Genomic DNA, 22735 nt, shown 5'->3' on the forward strand with positions numbered 1-22735 from the left:
AAAGGAGCTGTATGGTAATGGAAGCGGAAGAAAAATATTACTCTTTCCCAGAGAAATTGAGATTCCGGCAAGCAAAAAAATTTCAGCCGACTAATTTCCCGGATCCCAGGAAATTAGTCGGCTGAATAACATCAGGCTGTGTGCCGGATATTGTGTTTGATCACTACTGCATATTAGAAATTCAGGAACAAACTAGCTACCAGATTATGCATCATTTGATCGGGACGAGCGCTATGCGGCCTGTTGATGAATTGGTTCATATAGCCCAATTCAACGGTTGCATACTGATTGACTTTGTAACCCAATCCAACGAAGGCGCGGTTCTGATCGTAGCCACGAGAAATGAAAGCATGATTATCAACGCTATTCATCGCGATAAACAATTCACTCTGAACGATAAAACTAAGATTCGGATCTATTGCCGGCATTGGAACCGCCAGTTTAACCAATTGACGGAATCGATGACCCACATCATCATTACCAGCAATGGGTGCATGATGATCAAAGAAGCGTTGCTCAAAACGGCTACGCGCCGATAATCTACCGAATGAGAAATTATCTGCCCAAGTCACTTGTTGCCAAATGCGATGCTCATTAAATGGACGCGCGGCTAGTGGCTCAGCTGTAGGCGCCCAAGCATAACCTGCCCACACAACAATTTTATCGGTTATCGCATAGCCTAAACCGGGACGTATCAAGGATTGCGTAAATTGAGAAGCATCATTACCGAAACGTCCTTGACCTTCCATCCACCATCTGAATTTTTTTAAGTCCGGATTATTTTGATTGACAAAACCAAAATTACCTTGTGAAAAAACAGCGCCCCACACCTGAAAATCTTCGGCTGTAGCATCGGCGGCAACTGGATTACTAAAAACCAAACCAAACGCAGCCAATAAAACAAGTTTGTTTATTTTCTTAAACATGCAATCTCCCTTTTAAAACAATATAATTCTCTGAAGCTGTTAGTTAATATAAATAAAGCAATATTTATCGCATGCAACAACTACACTAATTTTAAATGTAGATAGTTACTTGACTTTCTCGCCTGAAAAATGAATTCTCACGCTCTCTTACTATTCACACAGCCGCGCACATTAACACAATAAATGTTAAAAAAGTGTTAACGAAAACGACCACAACAAACATAATTATTGTAGCTAATTACAATTAAGATTTAATAACCTAAGTTAGAAATCCAAGAACTCTAATGACATCTTTTTATGACACAGCTGCGCACAATAACATGGCAATTGTTAAGAAAGTGTCAAGAAAAACCACAATGTGCGGTAGTACTTCAATTGTTCTCACTAAGGCTTGACACCTTAAGTCGACGTTATTTTCTTAAGAACTTTCACCTTTATTAAAATAAACACTTCTTTTCATCACAAATTAATATAATAATCAATGCATTAAATACAACATCAAAAAAGGTGAGTACAAAATAACCAACAATCGACTTAAAACATTTGTTTGACAAATTATCATAACACTGGGTATGGTAGCCTGATTATATGGCGACTTGATTATATAATGCTACTGTAGCTAATTTTTTAACGGGAAGATGAAATTTCTTCCGTGTTATTGAGAACTGAATTAAATAAAACTGCAAACCGGAGTTATAAAATGAAAAAATTAAATTGTGCGTTAACAATGTCGGCACTATTGATATTAGTCGGCTGTGGAACTAGTAAAGACTATACTCCTCCGGCAGGTGCTTCTGGCGAAACGATCTTCAGTTCAGCCTGTACGGAGTGCCACAAACCAATAAGCGCCAATGTTGCGATGGTGCTGAGTGAAAAAGTTGCTAATAAGGAAGCGATTATTAAGAAATTCCAGTCGGGAAGCATGAGAATGCCAGCATTCAAAAATATTCAAGGTGAAGCTGCAGATCGTTTAGCCGAGTATGTTCTGACTAATAGTCAAGTCAATAAATAGTATTTCACTCGGCAGTTTGAATAGACGCGTAGGTGGAATTAAATCATATCAGCAGCGAATAGTTTTTGCGCTGCTGATTGATATGCAGGCATTTATCAAAGACTCCGCAAATACTGCTAATCAGCAGCTGCCCTCTCTGTGTAACAACAATCTCTTCATCATCCAGCGTTATCAATTCAGCTTGTGCATACATCAGCAGTTCTTTTAATTCCGTTGCAAAGTAGCATTTAAATTCGACTGAAAAGAAAGTTTCCACCGATTCGAATGCGAGTACTGAGTGACAAATAAGCGCTTGCATAACGGAACGGCGCATCAAGTCGTCAGCACTTAATTCAATCCCATGCATAATTGGAAGTATGCCGTGTTCTAGCTTGTCGTAATAGTGTAGAAGATCACAATAATTCTGGCTTAAGGTCGGCCCGATACTTCCGATTCCCGAGACACCTAGTGCAATATGATCGCAATCAGGATGAATCGAATAACCTTGCAGACCATAATGCAGCTTTCCTTGCCGTTGCGCTATGACTAATTGATCATCCTGTTTAGCAAAAAGATTCATGCCAATATGCATATAACCCGCGTCAGTTAAACGAGTAATTGCAAGCAACAACATCTCAACCCTCATTTCTTCATTTGGCAAATCTTCTAAGTTAATGCCTCGCTGCGGCTTGAATTTCTCTGGTAGATGCCAATAATTCAATAAGTTAATTTGATCCGGGTTTGCAGCAATAATGCTTTCCAAAGTATAGGCAAATTTTTCTAGGTCCTGTTTAGGTAATCCATAAATCAATTCAATTCTGATTGTTTTAAAGTCTGCCTGTTGCGCATCGCGAATAGCACACAATGTAGCATCTTCTGTTTGAATACGATGTATGGAGTGCTGTATCAGTTGATCAAAATCCTGTACCCCGATAATTGCACAGTTAAAACCGATTGCTTTCAATGCAGGCATAGAAAGTTTAGCAATTTGCCGCGAATCAATCTCTATGCAAAGCTCTCCCGCTTTTATTAAGTTAAAATTTTTCTGGATGTCGTTGATGATGCCGCTTAATTGCGCATTACTCAGAACAGTAGGTGTGCCTCCTCCGAAATACAATTGCTCAACTATGGGGGCATTTTTAAGTAACTGGCCCTGGAGTCTTATTTCACGTGACAAATAATCGAGATATTTTTTTATACTCTCATGAGTATCGGAAACAATCTGATTAGAATGGCAATAAAAGCATGCGGAATGACAAAAAGGAATATGCACGTACAATGACAACGATCTACGAAAAGACCCAGTCTTACGACGACTAAACCAAGCTGAATATCGATGCGCGTCAAATGTTTCAACAAAAGAATCTATTTCCGGATACACGCGATAGTCTGCATAATGACATCCGAAATGGCGCATAAGGTCCGAATTAATTTCCAGCAAATCAGCAACCGATGACGAATGCACTAAGATATTTCCCTTTGTAACGATTGAAGTCAAAAGAAATTAAAATTGAGGTGTAATCAGTAAATCTAATGACACTAATCCGCATGACCCTAAATACTTGTTCAAATCAAAAAAGAAGCTCCACTTTCTTGGATAATATCGGTAAGATTATGCATAAATCACAAATACCAGCTTTGATTCAAATCAACCGGAGTATGAATACGTAGTTTTTTACATTTGGAAAATACTTTGCCTCTAGAAACCTCAACATGTAATCATCTTGACATCTCACACATCAGGTCAAGCTGCGCAACTTGTAGTTTGCGCGAACTATGCTTGCCGGTCGGCCTTAATGAGCAAGAGATACAAACACTCGGCGATGTAGTAAGCCATAAATGCAAAATTCAACGGGGCGGAACACTCTATCGCGCAGGCTCAAAGTTTCAATCACTATTCGCCATTCGCAGAGGATTTTTAAAGACCTGCATACTCGAGCAAGATGGACGGCAACAAGTTACCGGTTTTCATATGACAGGCGAATTGCTGGGATTGGATGCTATCAGTACTGAAATACACACGTGTGATGCGATCGCCCTTGAAGATAGCGAAGTATGCGAGATTCCTTTTGAGAAATTAGAGGAAATCAGCCGCGCTATCCCATCACTGATGCGTCATTTTCATAAAATTATGAGTCGTGAGATAGTACGAGATCACGGGGTTATGCTGTTGCTAGGCAGTATGAAAGCGGAAGAACGTCTGGCAACCTTTTTGCTCAACTTATCGCGCCGGTTTCTAATGCGTGGCTATTCCGAATGCAATTTTAATCTGCGCATGACGCGCGAAGAGATTGGCAGCTACCTCGGCCTTAAACTAGAGACCGTTAGTCGCGCTTTTTCTAAACTTCAGGATGAAAATATCATTAGAGTCGATAACAAGCATATACAAATAAACGATATTACTCGCTTAAGAATGAAAATGGGAAACACAACTTGTGATACCTAGCAAGCCTTGATGATCTTTGCCACGAATCAACAGAATATCTTATCAGATCAGTTCTCTGGAAAAATTTCCATCACAGCATAAAAATCGTCAACACGCTTATTCTATTTCATGTCAACTTGAGTAAGTATTGGAAAATGCTATAATATACAAATAATTTGACTCTCAATTATTGGTAACTGGCTGTAATACCTGCATTATATGCAAGTCAAATTAAATTCGCACATTCACCTATAAAATATACTCTGCATGTGGGGCAATCGCGGTGAATGGAGGCTCAATCCTAAAGGAGAACTTATGTCTGTAACCATGCGACAAATGCTGGAAGCAGGTGTTCATTTTGGACACCAAACACGCTTTTGGAATCCAAAAATGGCCCCGTATATATTTGGCCATCGTAATAAAATTCACATCATCAATCTTGAAAATACCTTGGTGATGTACGAAGAAGCCATGAAATACGTACGTCAATTATCAGCGAACAAAGGTGTTATCCTGTTTGTTGGTACCAAGCGGCAGGCACGCGACATTGTGCGCGAGGAAGCAATGCGTTGCAATTCTCCTTATGTAGACCAACGCTGGTTAGGCGGAATGTTGACTAATTTCAAGACCATAAAACAATCTGTCAAGCGCTTACAAGATATGGAAAATATGGTTCAAGATGGCACGCTGGATAAGTTAGTAAAAAAAGAAGCACTTGATCTACAAAGAGAATTAGACAAACTCAACAACAGCCTAGGTGGCATCAAAGACATGAAAGGCCTTCCCGATGCTTTATTCGTCATTGATGTTGGATATCAGAAGGGTGCTATTACAGAAGCTAGAAAACTTGGTATTCCAGTCATTGGCGTAGTGGACACCAATCATAATCCGGATGGTTTACAGTACATCATCCCAGGAAACGATGACTCAAGCCGGGCAATACGCTTATATGCCCGAGGTGTAGCTGATGCTATTCTGGAAGGACGTAATCAAGCTATTCAAGAAATTGTTGAAATGAGTACTGCAGAAGCTGAATAAACAAAAAACTGTTTTTCTTTAGTATTCATCAAGCATATTGGAATGTGCAACTTACCAGATTTGTATAGAATATAAGCGTACTCTCAATCTGGTAAGTATCTGTATCTCATTCGTAAACTAATTTTGTATCTGGAGTAAAGTAAAAATGGCAGAAATTACCGCAAGCATGGTAAAAGAACTGCGTGAAATGACAGGGCTCGGCATGATGGAGTGCAAGAAAGCCTTGGCAGAGACTGCTGGTGATCTGAAAGCAGCTGAGGATTTGTTGAGAATTAAAAGTGGCGCCAAAGCAAGTAAGGCAGCAGGCCGAATCGCAGCGGAAGGTGTCGTTGGCGCATATATCTCAGCAGATAGTCGCTGCGGTGCGCTCGTTGAAGTCAATTGCGAAACGGATTTTGTCGCCAAGAACGACGACTTCATTAATTTTTCCAAGAACCTGGCTGAACTCATAGCAACCAAAAGCTTGACTGACATCGCGGCATTAAGTGACTCATCGCTCCCTTCCGGCGAAACTGTGGAATCAACCCGCAAGGCACTAATCATGAAATTGGGTGAAAACATCAGCATCCGCCGTTGTGCACACCATACGACACAAGGCCAACTGGCATCCTATCTCCATGGAACCAAAATCGGTGTCATGGTAGATTACACAGGTGGAGATGAAGTACTGGGCAAGGATTTAGCGATGCATATTGCTGCCAGCAAACCTATGTGTGTATCCAAGGAACAGGTGTCGGCAGATGTATTGGAACACGAACGTCAGATCTTTACTGCGCAAGCCGCCGATAGTGGTAAGCCAGCGAATATTATCGAAAAAATGGTTGATGGGCGCATCGCAAAATATCTAGCCGAAATAACATTAGTAGGCCAGCCCTTTGTCAAAGATCCAGAACAAACCGTGGAAAAATTATTGGCTAAAAAATCTGCCAAAGTAAATGGTTTCACTATGTTTGTTGTAGGCGAAGGTATAGAAAAGAAATCTGAGAATTTTGCTGAGGAAGTAAAAGCACAGATGGGACAAGTATAATCATTTAAGTTACGGTACTCTCAAAAATCCACCCTCTATGACCACAACTGCCTATAAACGCATTTTACTCAAGCTTTCCGGCGAAGCCCTGATGGGCGAAGATAAATATGGCATTAACCACGCAGTAATGGGAAGAATCGTTGCTGAGATTGAAGAAATCAGTAAATTAGGGGTTGAAATCGCAATCGTTGTAGGTGGTGGTAATATTTTTCGTGGCATGCAATCGGCCAATAGCGGGCTTGAACGTGTTACTGCAGATTATATGGGCATGCTGGCTACCGTCATGAATGCTTTGGCATTGCAAGATGCCATGAAGCTGGTTGGACTGGTACCGCGCATACAATCCGCTTTGCGCATCGAGCAAGTGGTGGAACCCTATATCCGCGGAAGAGCGATACGCTATCTGAAAGACGGTAGAATAGTTATTTTCGCAGCAGGAACCGGAAATCCTTTTTTTACCACAGATACTGCGGCTGCATTACGGGGCATGGAAATGAATGTCGATATTATGCTTAAAGCTACCAAGGTGGATGGTATCTATACCAGCGACCCCAAAACCAACCCAGAAGCAACGCGTTTTCATAAGTTATCTTTTGATGAAGCGATTGCCAAGAATTTGCAAGTGATGGATGCAACAGCATTGACACTCTGTCGTGACCAGAAATTACCATTAAATGTATTTAGTATTTTTAAGGTCGGAGCTCTTAAACGTATAATAATTGGAGAGGATGAAGGAACGTTAGTAACAGTCTGATCCAAATTTGATTGTAATCTCTTGAAATAAAGATGCAAAAGGGATAAATATTATGATTGTTGATGTAAAAAAATCTGCTGAACAAAAAATGCAAAAAAGCCTCGAAGCATTAAAAGTAGATTTAAGTAAGGTCAGAAGTGGGCGAGCACATACTGGTTTCCTTGATCATATTACCGTTGATTATTATGGAACACCCACACCAATCAACCAAGTGGCCAATATCAATTTAATTGATGCACGAACCATCGGCGTTATTCCTTGGGAAAAAAAAATGGGCAGTGCAATTGAAAAAGCAATTCGGGAATCTGATTTGGGCTTAAACCCAATGCCTGTTGGTGAAACCATCCGTGTTCCTATGCCGGCGCTCACTGAAGAACGACGCCGAGATCTTATTAAAGTGGTAAAACATGAGGCGGAAGCTGTTCGTATTGCAATGCGCAATATACGCAGAGATGCCAATGCGCACTTGAAAGAATTACTGAAATCCAAAGAAATATCGGAAGATGATGAGCGTCGCGGTCAAGACGATATTCAAAAATTGACTGATCGTTACATCACTGAGATCGATAAAGTTTTACAAATCAAGGAAGCCGAACTGATGGCTGTTTGATATGCCTCAAGGCCCAAGTTCAACATTAGAGATACCTGAAACAGGTTTAATGCCCAAACATATCGCTATTATCATGGATGGTAATGGGCGGTGGGCTCGAAATCGCTTCATGCCTCGTATGGCTGGACATCAGCAAGGCGTTGAAACCGTTCGTGGCGTTATAAAAGCCTGTATAGAGCGTAATGTTGCCTACCTCACTTTGTTCGCATTCAGCAGCGAAAATTGGCGCCGACCTGCAGAAGAAATTTCTTTTTTGATGCAACTTTTTACAGGTGCGTTGGAGCAAGAAATTACCAAGCTGCATGAAAATGGTATTCGATTTAAAGTAATCGGCGATATATCAAAGTTTGAACCTAGAATAATAGAGTTCATCCAGAACGGCGAACAATTAACTGCTCAAAATACACGGCTAACATTCACTATCGCCGCCAATTACGGGGGGCGCTGGGATATCATGCAGGCTATGCGTAAAATGATGGCGCAATCATCCGAGGTACCGTTTAACTTCGAGGAAGAAAATCTGGCACAATATCTTTCTCTAAGCTATGCGCCCGAACCGGATTTATTTATTCGTACCGGAGGAGAATATCGCATCAGTAATTTTTTGCTATGGCAGCTCGCTTATACTGAATTATATTTTACAAATACGCTATGGCCTGATTTCAATGAACATGAACTTGAGTTAGCCATTCAATCTTATCAACAGCGGGAGCGTCGATTTGGCCGCACCAGCGAGCAGCTTCAGATGCCGTTATCTGCCGAAGGATAAGAAGAGCAATATACATGCTTAAAGCTCGTATTCTCACCGCAATCATCATCTTGCCTTTATTTCTATCCGCAATATTCTATTTGCAAGACATTTTCTGGGTAACTTTTTTACTGGCGCTGACAGCCATCGGTGCACGTGAATGGAGTAAATTAGCACAACTCTCGGTCCGAAACACCATCGCTTATATGCTACTCACGGTATTAGTAGGCGGAGAATTATTGTTTCTATTGCGTGAATCTGTACAGACCAGCATCTATTCATCCGATCTACTATGGGTATACATCTTGTCGGTTATTTTTTGGATAGTGGGCGCACCACTCTATCTAAAACAACTTTATACCATTAAAAATCCCGTGATCTGGATGTTGATTGGCTGGATAGTATTGCTACCAACCTGTCTGGCGCTATATCAATTACGCGTTATCAGTCCCTTGCTCTTACTGGGTTTTATGGCAACCATCTGGATTTCAGACACAGCAGCCTACTTCACCGGACGATCGCTAGGCAAACATAAACTTGCCTATACGATTAGCCCGAATAAAACTTGGGAAGGTGTCGCGGGTGCTTTAATTGCTGTATTGATATATGGCTTAGCTTGGAATTTCTGGATAACCGAAGAGTCTTCAGCGATAACATTGATACCATTACTGATGACTATGGCCATCCTAGGCATTATCGGAGATTTGTACGAATCACTGATAAAGCGTCAGGCGGGTGTTAAGGATAGTGGCAGCATTCTGCCAGGTCATGGCGGCATACTCGATCGCATTGATGCGCTGACGTCTTCATTGCCACTTGCTACGCTGGCATTACTCATTTATTACTCTCCTTCGTTATGAAAACTATCCGCCAAATAACTATACTCGGATCTACCGGTAGTATTGGAGAAAGCACGCTCGATGTCATCGCGCGTCATCCTGAACGTTTCCAGGCTTTTGCACTGACTGCCAACAATAGTGCTGAAAAGATGCTGTCGCAATGTCAACGTTTCCGGCCACGCTATGCGGTAATGTTAAACGCAGAAAGTGCTGAGCAATTGACTCAAGCAATACAAACAGCCGGAATCGATACCGAAGTCTTATCAGGCATTGAATCATTAGAAAAAGTAGCTTCCCTGCCAGAAGTAGATGCTGTCATGGCAGCCATTGTAGGGGCTGCCGGTATTCGTCCGACGTTTGCAGCAGCTCGCTCAGGAAAATTGGTGTTACTCGCCAATAAAGAAACGTTAGTTATGGCTGGGCGGATTTTCATGGATCTGGTCAAGCAAAACAATGCCACACTGTTGCCTATTGATAGCGAACATAACGCGATCTATCAATCATTGCCGCATCACTTTAATGGTAACTTAGCTGCAGCAGGTATCAGTCGTATACTGCTCACCGCTTCGGGTGGTCCATTCCGCTGCGCTCCTTTAGCTTCCTTTGAGAAAGTAACGCCTGAGCAGGCTTGCGCGCACCCCAATTGGGACATGGGACAGAAAATTTCAGTGGATTCAGCCACCATGATGAATAAAGGCTTGGAAGTCATTGAGGCGCATTGGCTGTTTGATGCCGCGCCGGATAAAATCCAGGTGGTCATTCATCCACAGAGTGTGATTCACTCGATGGTTGCCTATGTCGATGGCTCGGTCATCGCGCAGCTTGGTAATCCTGATATGCGTACACCGATTGCGCATGCCATGGGCTATCCCGATAGAATTGAAAGTGGGGTATCCGCTTTAGATATGTTCAAAGTTGCTCATCTTGATTTTGAAGCGCCTGACTTTAATAGATTCCCATGCTTAGGATTAGCGTATCAAGCACTTGCCACGGGTGGAAACATGCCCGCAGTGCTAAATGCTGCCAATGAAGTCGCCGTAGAATCTTTTCTTAAAAAACGCATGGCATTCACAGCGATCCCAACCATGATTGCACATGTTATGCAAACAATACAACGGGAAGAGATGACTACGCTGGATGATGTGCTAAGAACAGACGCATTAGCGCGTGACAAAGCACAAGAGTGGCTTGCAAATCTGCAATAAGTGCCACGAAAAAACTTGTTAATGATGATGGATTCAATTTTTCTTAATTAATGATAGTATCTACCTTGCATTTACTCAATGAAGCCATGAAATGATCAGCGTCACGCAGTTAACATCCATCTCCACGTGCATACTTGGCACAACAACTTGATATGTCTATAACTTATACAATCATTTCTTTCATTGTTGCCTTAGGCGTCCTGATTACATTCCATGAATTTGGCCATTACCTGATAGCCCGCTGGAATGGCGTCAAAGTATTGCGATTCTGCATTGGGTTCGGTCAACCCATTTTTCGTAAACGCTGGGGAAAAGATCAAACAGAGTGGGTAATTGCGGCTATCCCACTGGGTGGTTACGTCAAAATGCTGGATGAGAATGAAGGTAAAGTAGCCCCCGAAGATTTATCTCGCGCGTTTAATCGTCAGCCGGTTGCGCGTCGTTTTGCCATCGTTGCAGCAGGCCCGATAGCCAATTTTCTATTAGCTATCGCGCTGTATTGGCTACTATTTATACTGGGTGTTAATGGCATGAAACCAGTATTGGGACCCGTTGAACCGGCCACACCTGCTGCCTATGCAAAATTTGAAGCAGGTGAAACCATTGTCAGTATCGAGAATGAAGCAGTCGTCAGTTGGCAGGATGCCCGCTGGACTTTATTACGATACGCAATTGATCAATCGGCAAACGTCAAAGTACAAACCGTCAATAAGAATGGCGAGATCAACTGGCGACATTTAGACTTGAGTCATATTGATCCCGATAAATTAAATGAAAATTTGCTTGGACTTATCGGATTAAATAGTTATCAGCCCACGATCAAGCCTGTTATCGCTCAAGTAGTCGCTGATGGCCCTGGTTATCATGCCGGCTTACTAGTAGGGGATGAAATTTTAGCCATCAATAATATCGAAATCGAAACTTGGATGACGCTGGTGCAAGAGATACGCACCAATCCAGGGCGCACCCTAGAGCTGGAAATTTTACGTGACAATCAAGTGGTCATGCTGGCCATCACACCGGAAACAGCCACAGAAAATGGCAAGCAAATCGGCAAGATCGGCATAGCGCCTGTTATCAATCAAGCTGAATTCGAAGAATTAATGATCACCGTCAGCTATCCACCCGGTAAAGCGATTCAGAAAGCAATTGAGAAGACTTGGGAAACAACCATCCTAACATTACAAATGCTATCTAAAATGATCACGGGGGATGTGTCCTGGAAAAATGTCAGCGGCCCCATCTCGATTGCTGACTATGCTGGCCAATCTGCACAAATGGGATTGGTATCCTATTTGGCATTTCTTGCTTTAATCAGCGTCAGCATCGGTGTGCTGAACCTACTGCCCATCCCCATTCTGGACGGCGGACATTTAATGTATTATCTCATCGAGATGATCAGAGGGGCTCCACTTTCTGACAAGATTATGCTGATTGGCCAGAAGATCGGTCTGGCGATGTTGCTTACACTGATGGTTTTTGCCATATATAACGATATTAATCGGCTTATCACTGGTTAGATAATGAAATTCAAGTATTTTGTTGCACTAGCTGGCTTTTTCTTTGCGATCTCATGCTGGGCAAGTGAATCCTTCGTAGTTAAAGATATTCGCGTTGAAGGTATACAACGCACTGAAGCTGGTACTATTTTCAGTTATCTCCCGATTAAAGTCGGCGATACGCTGGATGAAGCAAAAGCAACAGAAGCCATCAAAGCACTTTATGCAACAGGCTTCTTCAAAGATGTCAGATTAAAATCTGAAAGCGGTGTGTTAATCGTAGAAGTCGATGAACGGCCGGCTATCGCGCAAATCAGCATCAACGGCGCAAAAGAATTTGAAAAAGATAAGCTTGCTGAAGGCTTAAAACAAGCAGGCATAGCGGAATCCAGAATTTTCAGCCGCTCACTTTTGGAACGCGCCGAGCAAGAACTCAAGCGTCAATATATCAGTCGCGGCAAATATGCCGTCAAAATCACCACCACGACGAAACCTTTAGAACGTAACCGCATTGGCATTAATTTTGACATTCATGAAGGCCGCACCGCCCGCATCAAAAAAATAAATTTTGTCGGTAACGAACAATTTAAAGATAGCGAGTTACGCGGTCTGCTTGTTCTCAGGAAGCCTGATTTATTGAGTTGGTTCACCAAAAATGACCAATATTCAAAACAGAAACTAGGCGCCGATTTAGAAACACTACGCTCCTATTATCTTGATCGCGGTTATCTGGAATTCAATATTGAGTCCACGCAAGTGTCCATAACACCCGATATGCGTGATATTTACATCACCATCAATGTTACCGAGGGAGCTCAGTATAAAGTCTCTGATATCAAAGTGGCTGGTGAGCTCCTGATACCGGAAGAAGAAATTCGCAAATTGATATTGTTCAAGGCTGGACAAGTATTTGCGCGCCAGAAATTGACGGAATCCATTAAATTGATCACAGATCGTTTAGGTGACGATGGCTATGCATTTGCCAATGTCAATGCGTCACCGGAACTGGATTATGAAAACCGGCAAGCAGCCTTCACATTTTTTATTGATCCGGGACGGCGTGTATACGTGCGGCGTATCAATATATCGGGTAATGACCGTACACGCGATGAAGTCATACGCCGCGAGTTTCGTCAAATGGAAGGCGCCTGGCATTCCACGAAAAATATTAATCTTTCCAAGCAACGCGTTGATAGGCTGGCTTTCTTTAACAGTGTTAACGTGGAAACGCCGGCCGTACCTAACAAAACTGATCAGGTCGATATCAATGTCAAAGTAGAAGAAAGGCCCACCGGATCTATTATGTTCGGTGCTGGTTACTCGGATCGCCAGGGACTGATTCTGAACGGTTCAATTTCTCAGAACAATATTTTTGGCACCGGTAATTTCTTTAGCCTTGATGTCAATACCGGCGCGATCAATAAAACCTATGCCGCATCATTTACCAATCCCTATTTTACAGTGAATGGAGTAAGCCTTGGATTCGATGTTTACAAACGCGACGTAGACACACGACCGTTAACCCGATTTGGCGAGTTTAAAACCGAAACTGTAGGCGCCGGAATACGAGTAGGTATCCCGATTGCAGAAAATGATATTGTATCGATCGGTTTGGCGGCAGAAAACACGAAATTGGGTATTTTCGAGAATAGTCCGCCACGCTACGTAGATTTCGTTAGGGAGTTTGGCACGTCAACCAACAATTTCCCGCTCACAATCAGCTGGGCGCGTGACCGCCGTGATAGCGCGATTTGGACAACTTCCGGAACGACGCATCGATTATTTGGTGAAGTCAGCGCACCGGGTGGGGATTTAAATTACTATAAAGTGAGTTACCATCAAAAATGGTTTTATCCCATTACAGATGATCTGACCCTGATGATCAATGGAGAGTTTGGTTATGGTGATGGCTATACCGGAAAATCACTACCTTTTTTCAAAAACTTTTTTGCCGGGGGTAATAACTCTGTCAGGGGTTATGACTTAAATTCTCTGGGCCCTCGTGATACGGTTATCCCAAATACCAGCAACTCTGCCCTCAACTCAAGGTTGTTTGCAGTAGGTGCTAGTAAACGTGTTGTTGGTAATATAGAACTGATGTATCCCGTGCCATTTATGAAAGATGACCGATCGTTGCGCTTGAGTGCATTCCTGGATGGCGGTACAACATTTAACCATTTCAGTGAACTTAACAATTTCATGCGTTACTCCGCTGGGATTGCGCTTACCTGGGTATCGCCGATGGGGCCGCTGAAAGTCAGCCTTGCACAACCGCTCAACGACGTTCCTGCTGACAATTTACAAAGATTCCAATTTATGTTTGGCCAACAATTCTAAATTCAGTTGAGATCCTGTCAGGTGAAAATACCGGAAAAAATCAATCAATGGTGGTGCAATATGACGATGGTCCTTATCCTCATGGCTTTCGCCAGTGGATTGGCCGACGGTATTGCGTATGCCAGCAATATCAAAATTGGTGTGGTAAATACCGAAAAAATTTTGCGAGAATCTTTGCCGGCGATACAAGCACAGAAAAAAATTGAACAGGAATTTGTGCCACGTGACGAAGATATCAAAAAAATTGCTGTACAAGCTAAGACACTTCAAGACAAACTTGAGAAAAACGGCATGACCATGGAAGAGACTGAACGACGCCACTTAGAAAGAAATCTGGCAAATCTTAGCCGGGAATATCAGCGCGCACAAAAACAAATGCGTGAAGATCTGAGCGTGCGTCAAAATGAGGAATACGGCGTCATTCTAGAACGTACCAATCGAGCGATCAGCAAAATCGCCGAAGCGGAAAAGTATGATCTGATTTTGCAACTACAAGACTCTGTTTATAGAAGCCATCGCATTGATATTACAGACCAAGTCATTAAAGCACTCAATAGTGAATAACCCATCATTTATGGAATCCAGTCGTCTATTAAGATAGATGTTGAGTTAAAAGGAAAACAATATGAGCACCATGAATATTCATGAAATCCTAAAATATCTTCCACATCGCTATCCGCTGCTATTGGTGGATAGAGTGATCTCTTTCGAGGCGGGCAAGGATATCATTGCGCTAAAAAATGTTTCTATCAATGAACCCTTCTTTTCAGGGCATTTCCCGCATTATCCTGTCATGCCTGGCGTTTTGATTGTAGAGGCATTAGCGCAAGCTGCCGCCATTCTGACACTTAGAACAGAAGACACAACCAGCAAGGACGACAGAGTTTATTACTTTGTAGGCATTGATGGCGTTCGTTTTAAAAAACCTGTTATGGCCGGCGATCAGTTAATGCTCAAGGTGGCCATCGAGCGGCAAATAAAAGGCTTATGGAAATATTCAGCGCGCGCTGAAGTCGATGGACAACTCGTCACTGAAGCCAAACTGATGTGTACCTCGAGAAATATATGATACTTAACCATCTCCCGCTGTTATAGCTGCCGCGAATGAAAAATCCAGGAATCGAAACGACTGGTGCCAATACGTTGATTTGCGGTACCGACGAGGCTGGCAGAGGACCACTGGCTGGGCCTGTTTTTGCGGCATGCGTTGTGTTGGATGCCGGCTACAAAATAGACGGATTGGCTGACTCTAAGACATTAAGTGAAAAAAAGCGTAACGCGCTGGCAATCACGATCAAAACATATGCCAAAGCATGGGCAATCGCTTCTGCTTCGGTACAAGAAATTGATCAGCTCAATATTCTACAAGCCAGCTTGCTTGCCATGAAACGCGCTGTCGAAAGCTTGCCCTTCACACCGCATCTGGTATGGGTCGATGGCAATCAAAGTCCGCGTCTGAAATGCCCAGTACGCACCATCATACGAGGTGATAGTCTGATACCCGAAATCTCAGCCGCATCAATCCTTGCCAAGACAGCGCGGGACGCAGAAATGCAAAGATTGCATCAATGTTTCCCATTGTATGGATTTGATCAGCACAAGGGATACCCCACCAAACAACATTTAGCCGCGTTACAACAACATGGTGCCAGCAAGATACACCGGCAAAGTTTTGCGCCGGTCAGAAAAAGCTCACTTTCCCAGGATACGCTCACACAAGCAGCAATACCAAACTGCTGCTAACTCGTATTTACTTAACCAGTAACTGAATTTCGTCTGAAAAATGGGATAATAAAGTAATTGCAATAGCTGGGGATAGCATTTTCACCGAGCATTTATATCTTCCAAAACAAGGCAAAAATTTGCTTTGTGCGTATAATGGCGCTTATTCAATTTCATATAAGTTTTAGATAAACTCTTTTAGTATTAGATTAAATAAGGATAAACCTATACTATGCGCATCGAAAAAAATACCGTGGTCTCTCTCAATTATGAATTGTCAGATGCCACAGGAAACATTCTGGAAAAAACAGATACGCCCATCAGTTACTTGCACGGTGGCTACGGCGGCATTTTTCCTTTGGTTGAAGAAGCGCTGCATGAAATGGAAATTGGTTATTCCTGTTCCGTTTCTATGGAACCGGAAGATACTTTTGGTGAATATGATGCCGAATTGATCCGCGTAGAACCACGCAGTTCTTTTCCTGATAATGTGGCGGTGGGCATGCATTTTGAGGGCGGTGCAGAAGACTCGGATGACGTCATCGTCTACAAAGTCACCGATGTGACTGACGATAGCGTCATTGTCGATGGCAACCATCCTTTTGCAGGCATGCGATTGAATTTTGCTTGTACAGTGACTGCAGTTCGCCCAGCCACGCTGGATGAAATTACTCATGAGCATGTGCATGGTGCGCATGGTCATGGTCATGAGCATTAACAAAAAATCGGATCCGGTTGCTCGAAAGATTAACTGTCATTTTGTAGTATCAATTGCTTTCTTCAATACATAAAGCTGTTCGAGCGCTTGCTTGGGGCTGAGTTCATCCGGTGCAAGGTTTTGCAACATCGCAATCACCGGATGCTCTTTTGCAATATCTTGTTCCGGCTCAGAAACGGAATTGGAAAACAAATCCAGTTGTGGTGCTCTCTTTACACTCTCCTGTTCCAGTTTGATCAGGTGCTTTCTCGCCACTTTAATGACTGACTCGGGAACGCCTGCCAATGCGGCGACTTGCAAGCCATAACTCTGGCTTGCCGGACCCTCGGCCACTTTATGTAGAAAAACAATACGGTGTTTATACTCCACCGCATCCAAGTGAACATTCTTGATGTGCTTAAATTCTTCCGCAAGCTTTGTTAATTCAAAGTAATGCGTTGCAAACAATGTAAAACTGCGGTTCTTAGTCAGTAAATACCGGGCAATTGCAAACGCTAGCGCCAAACCGTCAAAGGTGGAGGTGCCACGCCCGACTTCATCCATCAGCACCAGGCTGTGTGCCGTCGCGTTATGCAATATATTGGCTGTTTCCGTCATTTCCACCATAAACGTCGATCGGCCGCTGGCAAGATCGTCGGCAGCGCCAATCCGGGTGAAGATCTGGTCCAGCGCACCGATGCGCACTTGTTTGGCGGGTACATAACTGCCGCAATGAGCTAGTAAGGCAATGAGCGCGATTTGCCGCATGTAGGTGGATTTACCGCCCATGTTGGGGCCGGTAATCATCAGCATTTTCGGCTTTCCGGTAGGCTCAGCGCCTAACTGAACATCGTTGGCAACAAAGTTTTCTATCTGGCTCTCCACAACCGGGTGACGGCCGGTCTCTATGGTAAAAACATCCTCATCAGATAGATGCGGGGCAGAATAGTCAAGTGCTTGCGCACGTTCCGCCAGTGCGCACAGAACATCAATCTCAGCAATGCTCGCGGCTATTTTCTGCAGTGCATGGACATACTTTAATAGCGCCTCCAACAATCCATCATATAAATATTTTTCCCGCGCCAACGCCCGGTCCTGCGCAGACAATGCTTTATCCTCAAAAGCTTTCAGTTCCGGCGTAATGTAGCGCTCAGCGCTTTTTAAGGTTTGTCTGCGCCGATAATCATCGGGGATTTTTTCGCTGTGCGCGTGCGTGACTTCAATATAAAAACCATGCACGCGATTGTATTCCACCTTCAGATTAGGAATACCGGTGCGCTCCTTTTCACGCATTTCCAGCTGCAACAGGAATTCCCCGCAATTGTTTTGCAACGCACGCAACTCATCGAGTTCAGCGTCATAACCATCGGCAATCACATTGCCTTCGCGCAGTACCACACCGGGTTCTTTCAATAAGGATTTGCCCAATAACTCAACCAGTGCAGGTTCGATCTGCATGGCTTGGATCAATTGACTGATTCTCTCGCTGCAACACGCTGCAATGGCCTGGATAATTTCCGGTAATCGTTGCAAACTATCACGCAATCCCGATAAATCTCGCGGGCGCGCAGATTTGAGCGCAATGCGCGCAGTAATCCGCTCAACATCGACAATCTGCCGCAACAGGCTGCGCGCGGTCAGATAATGATTCTGCTCATTCTCTCCGATCAAAGCTGCAATACTATCGAGCCGTTTTTGTATGGCCGAACGATCGCGTAATGGATGATGCAGCCAGAATTGCAACAAACGGCTACCCATGTTGGTTGAGCACGTATCCAGTAATGACAGCAACGTAGGCGATCGTTCACCGCGAATGGTTTCAGAAATCTCCAGATTACGCCGCGTCGCAGCATCCATGCGCACATAGATACTTTCTCGCTCAGCTTGCAATGACGTGATATGAAGCGCAGCCGATCCTTGCGTCAGGCGGGTGTATTCCAATAAAGCGCCGGCGGCGCATAACGCGGTCGATAAATCTTCACAACCAAAACCGGACAAATCATGCGTTGCAAACTGTCGCGTAAGATTATCAACTGCACTATCGTTATCAAACTGCCACACCGGTAAGCGCTTTAATGCCCAATTTTTCCCTTGTAGCTCAGGCAGTGTCAACGTTTCTGGTAACAGAATTTCTGCCGGTTGCAATCGCTCCAGCTCGCTGAGCAGATTTTGAGATGACGTCTCCATCACACGCAATTGCCCAGCCGCCAGATTCAGCCACGCAAACCCCAAAGTCGATTCATGCAAAAATAAAGCCAGTAAAATGCAGTCACGCTTATCCTCGAGCAATGCCGCATCAGTCAACGTTCCAGGTGTGATGATACGGATCACTTCACGCGCTACCGGCCCCTTGCTGGTCGCCGGATCCCCCACCTGCTCACAAATAGCGACGGATTCACCCACCTTGACCAGCTTTGCCAAATACTGCTCAGCCGCATGATAAGGCACCCCCGCCATTTTAATCGGCTCCCCGGCAGAAGCGCCGCGCTGCGTTAACGTGATTCCCAGCAGTTTTGACGCTTTCTCCGCATCGTCAAAAAATAATTCATAAAAATCCCCCATGCGATAAAACATCAGCATGTCCGGATGCTGCGCCTTGATGCGCAAGTATTGCTGCATCATGGGGGTATGTGGGTCTTTTTGGGTTTTCATCGGCTCTACAGAAGATTATTGTTACATTGGAGAAACTGAAATCGCTGATATCAAGCGTTGATTATGGTACAAATTTTAATTGTTCGGAAGTTAGCAGGCCATTGAAAAACGTTTTTGAGATAATCGATACCAGGCAAAAATAGACGGGAAAGCGCAGTTTATTCGTAATCAATGAACATCACGAGCCTGTTTTTAACACTGTGGTGGTAACGCAGATAGCTTTACACAATCCGCCCCAACAGTTTCTTCAAATAATTTCCCGCCATCCGGCATAAATTGTAGTAATCCAGACTCGATCTGAGCTAGTACAATTAAAAGTAAAACAATTTCATCTACCGATTTCAAACTAGCACTGATGTGGCCAATAGATTTCGGTAAACCGAGAACATCAATATTTTACAGCATAATCGGAAGTATTCGACCTTCTTCACCTTCTATTAAGGGGTATAGAGGAGTTCGAGGCTCATGAGTTAAGCCAATATTTACTATGCAGGCCAAGGAGCAAAATACCACTACAAATTTAGATTTCTTTCCATAAATTGTGGTATCGACATACGATGTCGATAACTCTTTCCCAGCCGAGCATTCATCCGCGCAGATGACCCCCGGCATTTTACTCGTTCACATAGTATTTATGACGCTATTCCTCGACGGCACAGCCCTTTTCGGTCATTTTGTTTAGGATTTCATAGTACAAGCCGTCATTTTTCAATGACGGTGCAGAAGTCAGTAGTTCGGACAATTGCATACAATTGACACGGGGCTGGTTGATAATCGCATGCACCATGTAATTCGTTGGCGAACGGATAGCAGCCAAGCGGTCGAAGAGATCTTGCGGCAGCACTGAATTACGGGTGAGCGCCCCCAAAACATAAGTTTTGTATAATTCATCACGCCAACGGTCGGCAGTGTTGGCGTTACTCATCGTAGCCACGATCAACTTTTCCATGATCGCTCGCGAAATGTTGCGATTACTGGCCAATCCCGCAACTCGATCATAAGTGAGCGGCCCAGCGGCGATCTTTTCCAAAACCGCTGGCGGCGTGCTGGGGTTGGCACCGACTAATTGCACCAAAGAAGTATCACTCGATTCCGCCAGCGTTTCGAGAATAACTACAGGTGTTGACGGATGCTCTGCCAATGCAATGTCTACATCCCTTCGACCCCAAGGAATCCAGCGCTGACTGATTTCTTCAAGCGCCTGCGGCGTAGAAAACAAATTCTTCGCAACCGATAGCGCACTCTGCTGCACGAAAAAGCAGAACCCCGCGATTGAGAAAGCGCTTAGAAACACTGCTGCGACAAGTACATTCTTACTTTTCCACGAAGACCTACCGGTACTCAGATCAAGCAAAGCAAAAATAGTGTAAACCAAAGCCCACCCCACAGCTGCGGCCGACATACCATAGAAGGGGATAAGTATCAAACCGATAGGGGCTGTTGAACTGGTTGACGTAAAAACGATATACACAACGTACACTATCCCAGCAATTAAACCTACGTTAGCACCCGCTTTCAGAATAGCTTTCCGATTCTGCATTTCACTCCTTTCTCTGGATTATTTTGATCTAGATGCACAAATGATGTAATAAATTTCGGCTATTTTCCCACTTGCTCAACCGTTTCAGATTGTGGTAAAAATTTTCATGCGGCCCTAAAGCCAGTAGCTTGACGGTATCTTGATCGATAGTACGATAAGCCAGCAGAATAAGCGGGTTGGATAAAACAAACTTTAAACCCTTATATCGCGACCTTTTCTTCCCCAATTACGGGATTAACGGCAATGTCACGTACAACTTTTTGCTGTTTATGCAATTCTTGACCAATACCCAATTTGCTCCGGTATCGAGTGATGCTCGATCTGAGTATATTGTTTGGCTTAATTGACAAAACTCTCTGGTAATTTGACATTAACGGACATAGCGACTCTCTATCTTTGATAGAGCGTTTGATTTTAATCCATAAAACAACCAACAATTAAGCCATTCAAGCAGGATTGGACGGTGGCGTAAGCAATAAAACTGTGAGGGAGATTTGGTGGGAAGAAACCGAACAACGTTCTAAAAATAAACGTGGGTAAACTCCACTTAACGAATCGTGCGTATCACTGATCTGTCCGATATTACCGATTTCAAATTGAATAATGGAGAAGTAAAATGCACAAGTTGTTTATTGCACACCTTTCATGCTAGCCCATAAGTAACCAAGCTGGTTATACGTTACCTTCTTTCCGTAGTGTACTGCACCGTTCTTTTGGGATGACATTTTTGACTGCCTCGTCCCAATGATCCGGATAATCGTGCGTTAAAATAACCGCATCCACATCAACGATCTCGTTGATCAGCATCAGTAGTTCAGCCGTCGGATTGCCGATGTGATCGTTGATCGTTCCACCAACCCCCGGCACTGCCCCCTTTTCTGCCAACCAAGGATCGATCAATATTTTTTTACCTGCATAGTTAATCTTAAGAGTTGCGCTTCGGATTTGCGTGAATTGCATTTTTATAAACTCCTCTATCTGCATTTGATGGAGTTCATTATGAATAAACTATTGGGAAATGACAGTGGCCCATGGGACATTTCTCATGATTTTTGGGCCAAAAGGCATTGAAATTACCACCAACTGTTTCGAGTGTTGCAAGAAATATTATCTGAAATCAATATTTTATATGGATCGAACCTTCACTCATTTGCCCATAGATTGTGTAAGGTAAAAAAACCGTATCCAATACCCCTGACAGCATCAAATCAATGAGCACCAATTCTGGTGCCGATCCTAACCACAGCGCTGTACGAGGTGGTTTTCCGCGTAAAGCACAGATATCATAAGAAATACCACTGTAAATCCGCGGTATCGTTTCACAAGGCGACTTTACTTGATTAAGATTATATTGTACGGCTGAATCGCCTTTGATAACTGTATTGATCGTCCCACATCCCGATAGAGAAAAAACTATCAAACAAACAAACGTATTTTTAAATATATTTTTTATGCTACTGATATGCAGAAATATTGGCTCATTGCTCAACGACATGATGAGTACCTCTCTCCTCTTGTTATAAATATCCACTTCAGCACATGGAATTTCATCGCTCTTAATAGTAAGACCAATATCGGAGCCTGCTCGATAATTATCTCTGACATATGACCACAGATTAAAACCAGAATTGATTGCAGGGATGTTGTACAAAAGTACTATTCAGCTTGTCGAGTGTCGTGGATGATCAATCAAATGAACGATCCTAAGTCAGGATTATTTCTGTT

Annotated in this window: 22 protein-coding genes; 15 read left to right on the top strand and 7 right to left on the bottom strand. The window is 43.4% G+C overall.

Going from position 1 to position 22735, the window contains the following annotated elements:
• Positions 1-173: 173 nt before the first annotated feature.
• A complete protein-coding gene (locus C8R34_RS07975; protein ID WP_110339582.1) occupies positions 174-926 on the bottom strand; it encodes a DUF2490 domain-containing protein in 753 nt (250 codons plus the stop codon).
• 700 nt (positions 927-1626) lie between these two features.
• On the opposite strand from C8R34_RS07975, the gene C8R34_RS07980 reads away from it, so the two are divergent.
• Positions 1627-1938, top strand: a complete 312-nt coding sequence (locus C8R34_RS07980; protein WP_110339584.1) for a cytochrome c — start codon at positions 1627-1629, stop codon at positions 1936-1938.
• 43 nt (positions 1939-1981) lie between these two features.
• Here C8R34_RS07980 and hemN read toward each other — a convergent pair whose 3' ends face one another.
• On the bottom strand, positions 1982-3382 hold the full coding sequence (gene hemN, locus C8R34_RS07985; RefSeq protein WP_258364424.1) for an oxygen-independent coproporphyrinogen III oxidase: 1401 nt from the start codon (positions 3380-3382) through the stop codon (positions 1982-1984).
• Positions 3383-3610: 228 nt separating this feature from the next.
• Here hemN and fnr point away from each other — a divergent pair, with 228 nt between their 5' ends.
• From fnr to C8R34_RS08055, 14 genes are all read left to right on the top strand, one after another.
• Positions 3611-4363, top strand: coding sequence for a fumarate/nitrate reduction transcriptional regulator Fnr (fnr, locus tag C8R34_RS07990; protein ID WP_110339648.1), 753 nt, complete (start codon positions 3611-3613; stop codon positions 4361-4363).
• Between the two features lie 294 nt (positions 4364-4657).
• A complete protein-coding gene (gene rpsB, locus C8R34_RS07995; RefSeq protein ID WP_110339586.1) occupies positions 4658-5380 on the top strand; it encodes a 30S ribosomal protein S2 in 723 nt (240 codons plus the stop codon).
• Between the two features lie 145 nt (positions 5381-5525).
• Positions 5526-6407 (top strand): translation elongation factor Ts, encoded by an 882-nt coding sequence (gene tsf, locus C8R34_RS08000; protein WP_110339588.1) that lies wholly within the window; start codon positions 5526-5528, stop codon positions 6405-6407.
• A 37-nt stretch (positions 6408-6444) separates the two neighbouring features.
• Positions 6445-7161, top strand: coding sequence for a UMP kinase (pyrH, locus tag C8R34_RS08005; protein WP_110339590.1), 717 nt, complete (start codon positions 6445-6447; stop codon positions 7159-7161).
• 52 nt (positions 7162-7213) lie between these two features.
• Positions 7214-7771, top strand: coding sequence for a ribosome recycling factor (frr, locus tag C8R34_RS08010; RefSeq protein WP_110339592.1), 558 nt, complete (start codon positions 7214-7216; stop codon positions 7769-7771).
• Between the two features lies 1 nt (position 7772).
• Positions 7773-8540, top strand: a complete 768-nt coding sequence (gene uppS, locus C8R34_RS08015) for a polyprenyl diphosphate synthase (RefSeq protein ID WP_110339594.1) — start codon at positions 7773-7775, stop codon at positions 8538-8540.
• A 14-nt stretch (positions 8541-8554) separates the two neighbouring features.
• Complete coding sequence (locus C8R34_RS08020) at positions 8555-9379, top strand: phosphatidate cytidylyltransferase (protein WP_110339596.1); 825 nt, start codon at positions 8555-8557, stop codon at positions 9377-9379.
• Positions 9376-10563, top strand: coding sequence for a 1-deoxy-D-xylulose-5-phosphate reductoisomerase (gene ispC / locus C8R34_RS08025; protein WP_110339598.1), 1188 nt, complete (start codon positions 9376-9378; stop codon positions 10561-10563). Before C8R34_RS08020 ends, ispC begins: the two co-directional genes overlap by 4 nt.
• A 152-nt stretch (positions 10564-10715) precedes the next feature.
• Complete coding sequence (rseP, locus tag C8R34_RS08030) at positions 10716-12083, top strand: RIP metalloprotease RseP (protein WP_110339600.1); 1368 nt, start codon at positions 10716-10718, stop codon at positions 12081-12083.
• A gap of 3 nt (positions 12084-12086) precedes the next feature.
• The gene (gene bamA, locus C8R34_RS08035; protein WP_110339602.1) at positions 12087-14399 is read left to right on the top strand and encodes an outer membrane protein assembly factor BamA; all 2313 of its coding nucleotides are present in this window, start codon (positions 12087-12089) and stop codon (positions 14397-14399) included.
• Between the two features lie 60 nt (positions 14400-14459).
• Complete coding sequence (locus C8R34_RS08040; RefSeq protein WP_110339650.1) at positions 14460-14963, top strand: OmpH family outer membrane protein; 504 nt, start codon at positions 14460-14462, stop codon at positions 14961-14963.
• A gap of 61 nt (positions 14964-15024) precedes the next feature.
• Positions 15025-15468: a 3-hydroxyacyl-ACP dehydratase FabZ gene (fabZ, locus tag C8R34_RS08045; RefSeq protein ID WP_110339604.1), complete on the top strand. Its 444-nt coding sequence runs from the start codon at positions 15025-15027 to the stop codon at positions 15466-15468.
• A 35-nt stretch (positions 15469-15503) separates the two neighbouring features.
• Complete coding sequence (gene rnhB / locus C8R34_RS08050; protein WP_110339606.1) at positions 15504-16142, top strand: ribonuclease HII; 639 nt, start codon at positions 15504-15506, stop codon at positions 16140-16142.
• A 211-nt stretch (positions 16143-16353) separates the two neighbouring features.
• A complete protein-coding gene (locus C8R34_RS08055; protein WP_110339608.1) occupies positions 16354-16839 on the top strand; it encodes a peptidylprolyl isomerase in 486 nt (161 codons plus the stop codon).
• A 36-nt stretch (positions 16840-16875) separates the two neighbouring features.
• Here the strand turns inward: C8R34_RS08055 and mutS are convergent, their stop codons facing one another.
• The 5 genes from mutS to C8R34_RS08080 all read right to left on the bottom strand — a co-directional run bounded on the left by mutS (position 16876) and on the right by C8R34_RS08080 (position 22661).
• Positions 16876-19470, bottom strand: coding sequence for a DNA mismatch repair protein MutS (gene mutS, locus C8R34_RS08060; protein WP_110339610.1), 2595 nt, complete (start codon positions 19468-19470; stop codon positions 16876-16878).
• 640 nt (positions 19471-20110) lie between these two features.
• Positions 20111-21010, bottom strand: a complete 900-nt coding sequence (locus C8R34_RS08065; protein ID WP_110339612.1) for a hypothetical protein — start codon at positions 21008-21010, stop codon at positions 20111-20113.
• Between the two features lie 28 nt (positions 21011-21038).
• Positions 21039-21236, bottom strand: coding sequence for a type II toxin-antitoxin system RelE/ParE family toxin (locus C8R34_RS08070; RefSeq protein ID WP_110339614.1), 198 nt, complete (start codon positions 21234-21236; stop codon positions 21039-21041).
• Between the two features lie 446 nt (positions 21237-21682).
• Positions 21683-21970, bottom strand: a complete 288-nt coding sequence (locus tag C8R34_RS08075; RefSeq protein WP_110339616.1) for an MBL fold metallo-hydrolase — start codon at positions 21968-21970, stop codon at positions 21683-21685.
• 157 nt (positions 21971-22127) lie between these two features.
• On the bottom strand, positions 22128-22661 hold the full coding sequence (locus tag C8R34_RS08080; protein ID WP_219999587.1) for a YceK/YidQ family lipoprotein: 534 nt from the start codon (positions 22659-22661) through the stop codon (positions 22128-22130).
• Positions 22662-22735: the final 74 nt, after the last annotated feature.

The organism is Nitrosomonas sp. Nm84 (assembly GCF_003201565.1).
GTDB lineage: Bacteria > Pseudomonadota > Gammaproteobacteria > Burkholderiales > Nitrosomonadaceae > Nitrosomonas.

Bases quoted from the DNA above. Each gene is read 5' to 3' on its own strand.
- C8R34_RS07975 (WP_110339582.1), bottom strand. From the start codon at position 926: ATGTTTAAGAAAATAAACAAACTTGTTTTATTGGCTGCGTTTGGTTTG.
- C8R34_RS07980 (WP_110339584.1), top strand. From the start codon at position 1,627: ATGAAAAAATTAAATTGTGCGTTAACAATGTCGGCACTATTGATATTA.
- rpsB (WP_110339586.1), top strand. From the start codon at position 4,658: ATGTCTGTAACCATGCGACAAATGCTGGAAGCAGGTGTTCATTTTGGA.
- tsf (WP_110339588.1), top strand. From the start codon at position 5,526: ATGGCAGAAATTACCGCAAGCATGGTAAAAGAACTGCGTGAAATGACA.
- pyrH (WP_110339590.1), top strand. From the start codon at position 6,445: ATGACCACAACTGCCTATAAACGCATTTTACTCAAGCTTTCCGGCGAA.
- frr (WP_110339592.1), top strand. From the start codon at position 7,214: ATGATTGTTGATGTAAAAAAATCTGCTGAACAAAAAATGCAAAAAAGC.
- uppS (WP_110339594.1), top strand. From the start codon at position 7,773: ATGCCTCAAGGCCCAAGTTCAACATTAGAGATACCTGAAACAGGTTTA.
- C8R34_RS08020 (WP_110339596.1), top strand. From the start codon at position 8,555: ATGCTTAAAGCTCGTATTCTCACCGCAATCATCATCTTGCCTTTATTT.
- ispC (WP_110339598.1), top strand. From the start codon at position 9,376: ATGAAAACTATCCGCCAAATAACTATACTCGGATCTACCGGTAGTATT.
- rseP (WP_110339600.1), top strand. From the start codon at position 10,716: ATGTCTATAACTTATACAATCATTTCTTTCATTGTTGCCTTAGGCGTC.
- bamA (WP_110339602.1), top strand. From the start codon at position 12,087: ATGAAATTCAAGTATTTTGTTGCACTAGCTGGCTTTTTCTTTGCGATC.
- C8R34_RS08040 (WP_110339650.1), top strand. From the start codon at position 14,460: ATGACGATGGTCCTTATCCTCATGGCTTTCGCCAGTGGATTGGCCGAC.
- fabZ (WP_110339604.1), top strand. From the start codon at position 15,025: ATGAGCACCATGAATATTCATGAAATCCTAAAATATCTTCCACATCGC.
- rnhB (WP_110339606.1), top strand. From the start codon at position 15,504: ATGAAAAATCCAGGAATCGAAACGACTGGTGCCAATACGTTGATTTGC.
- C8R34_RS08055 (WP_110339608.1), top strand. From the start codon at position 16,354: ATGCGCATCGAAAAAAATACCGTGGTCTCTCTCAATTATGAATTGTCA.
- mutS (WP_110339610.1), bottom strand. From the start codon at position 19,470: ATGAAAACCCAAAAAGACCCACATACCCCCATGATGCAGCAATACTTG.
- C8R34_RS08065 (WP_110339612.1), bottom strand. From the start codon at position 21,010: ATGCAGAATCGGAAAGCTATTCTGAAAGCGGGTGCTAACGTAGGTTTA.
- C8R34_RS08075 (WP_110339616.1), bottom strand. From the start codon at position 21,970: ATGCAATTCACGCAAATCCGAAGCGCAACTCTTAAGATTAACTATGCA.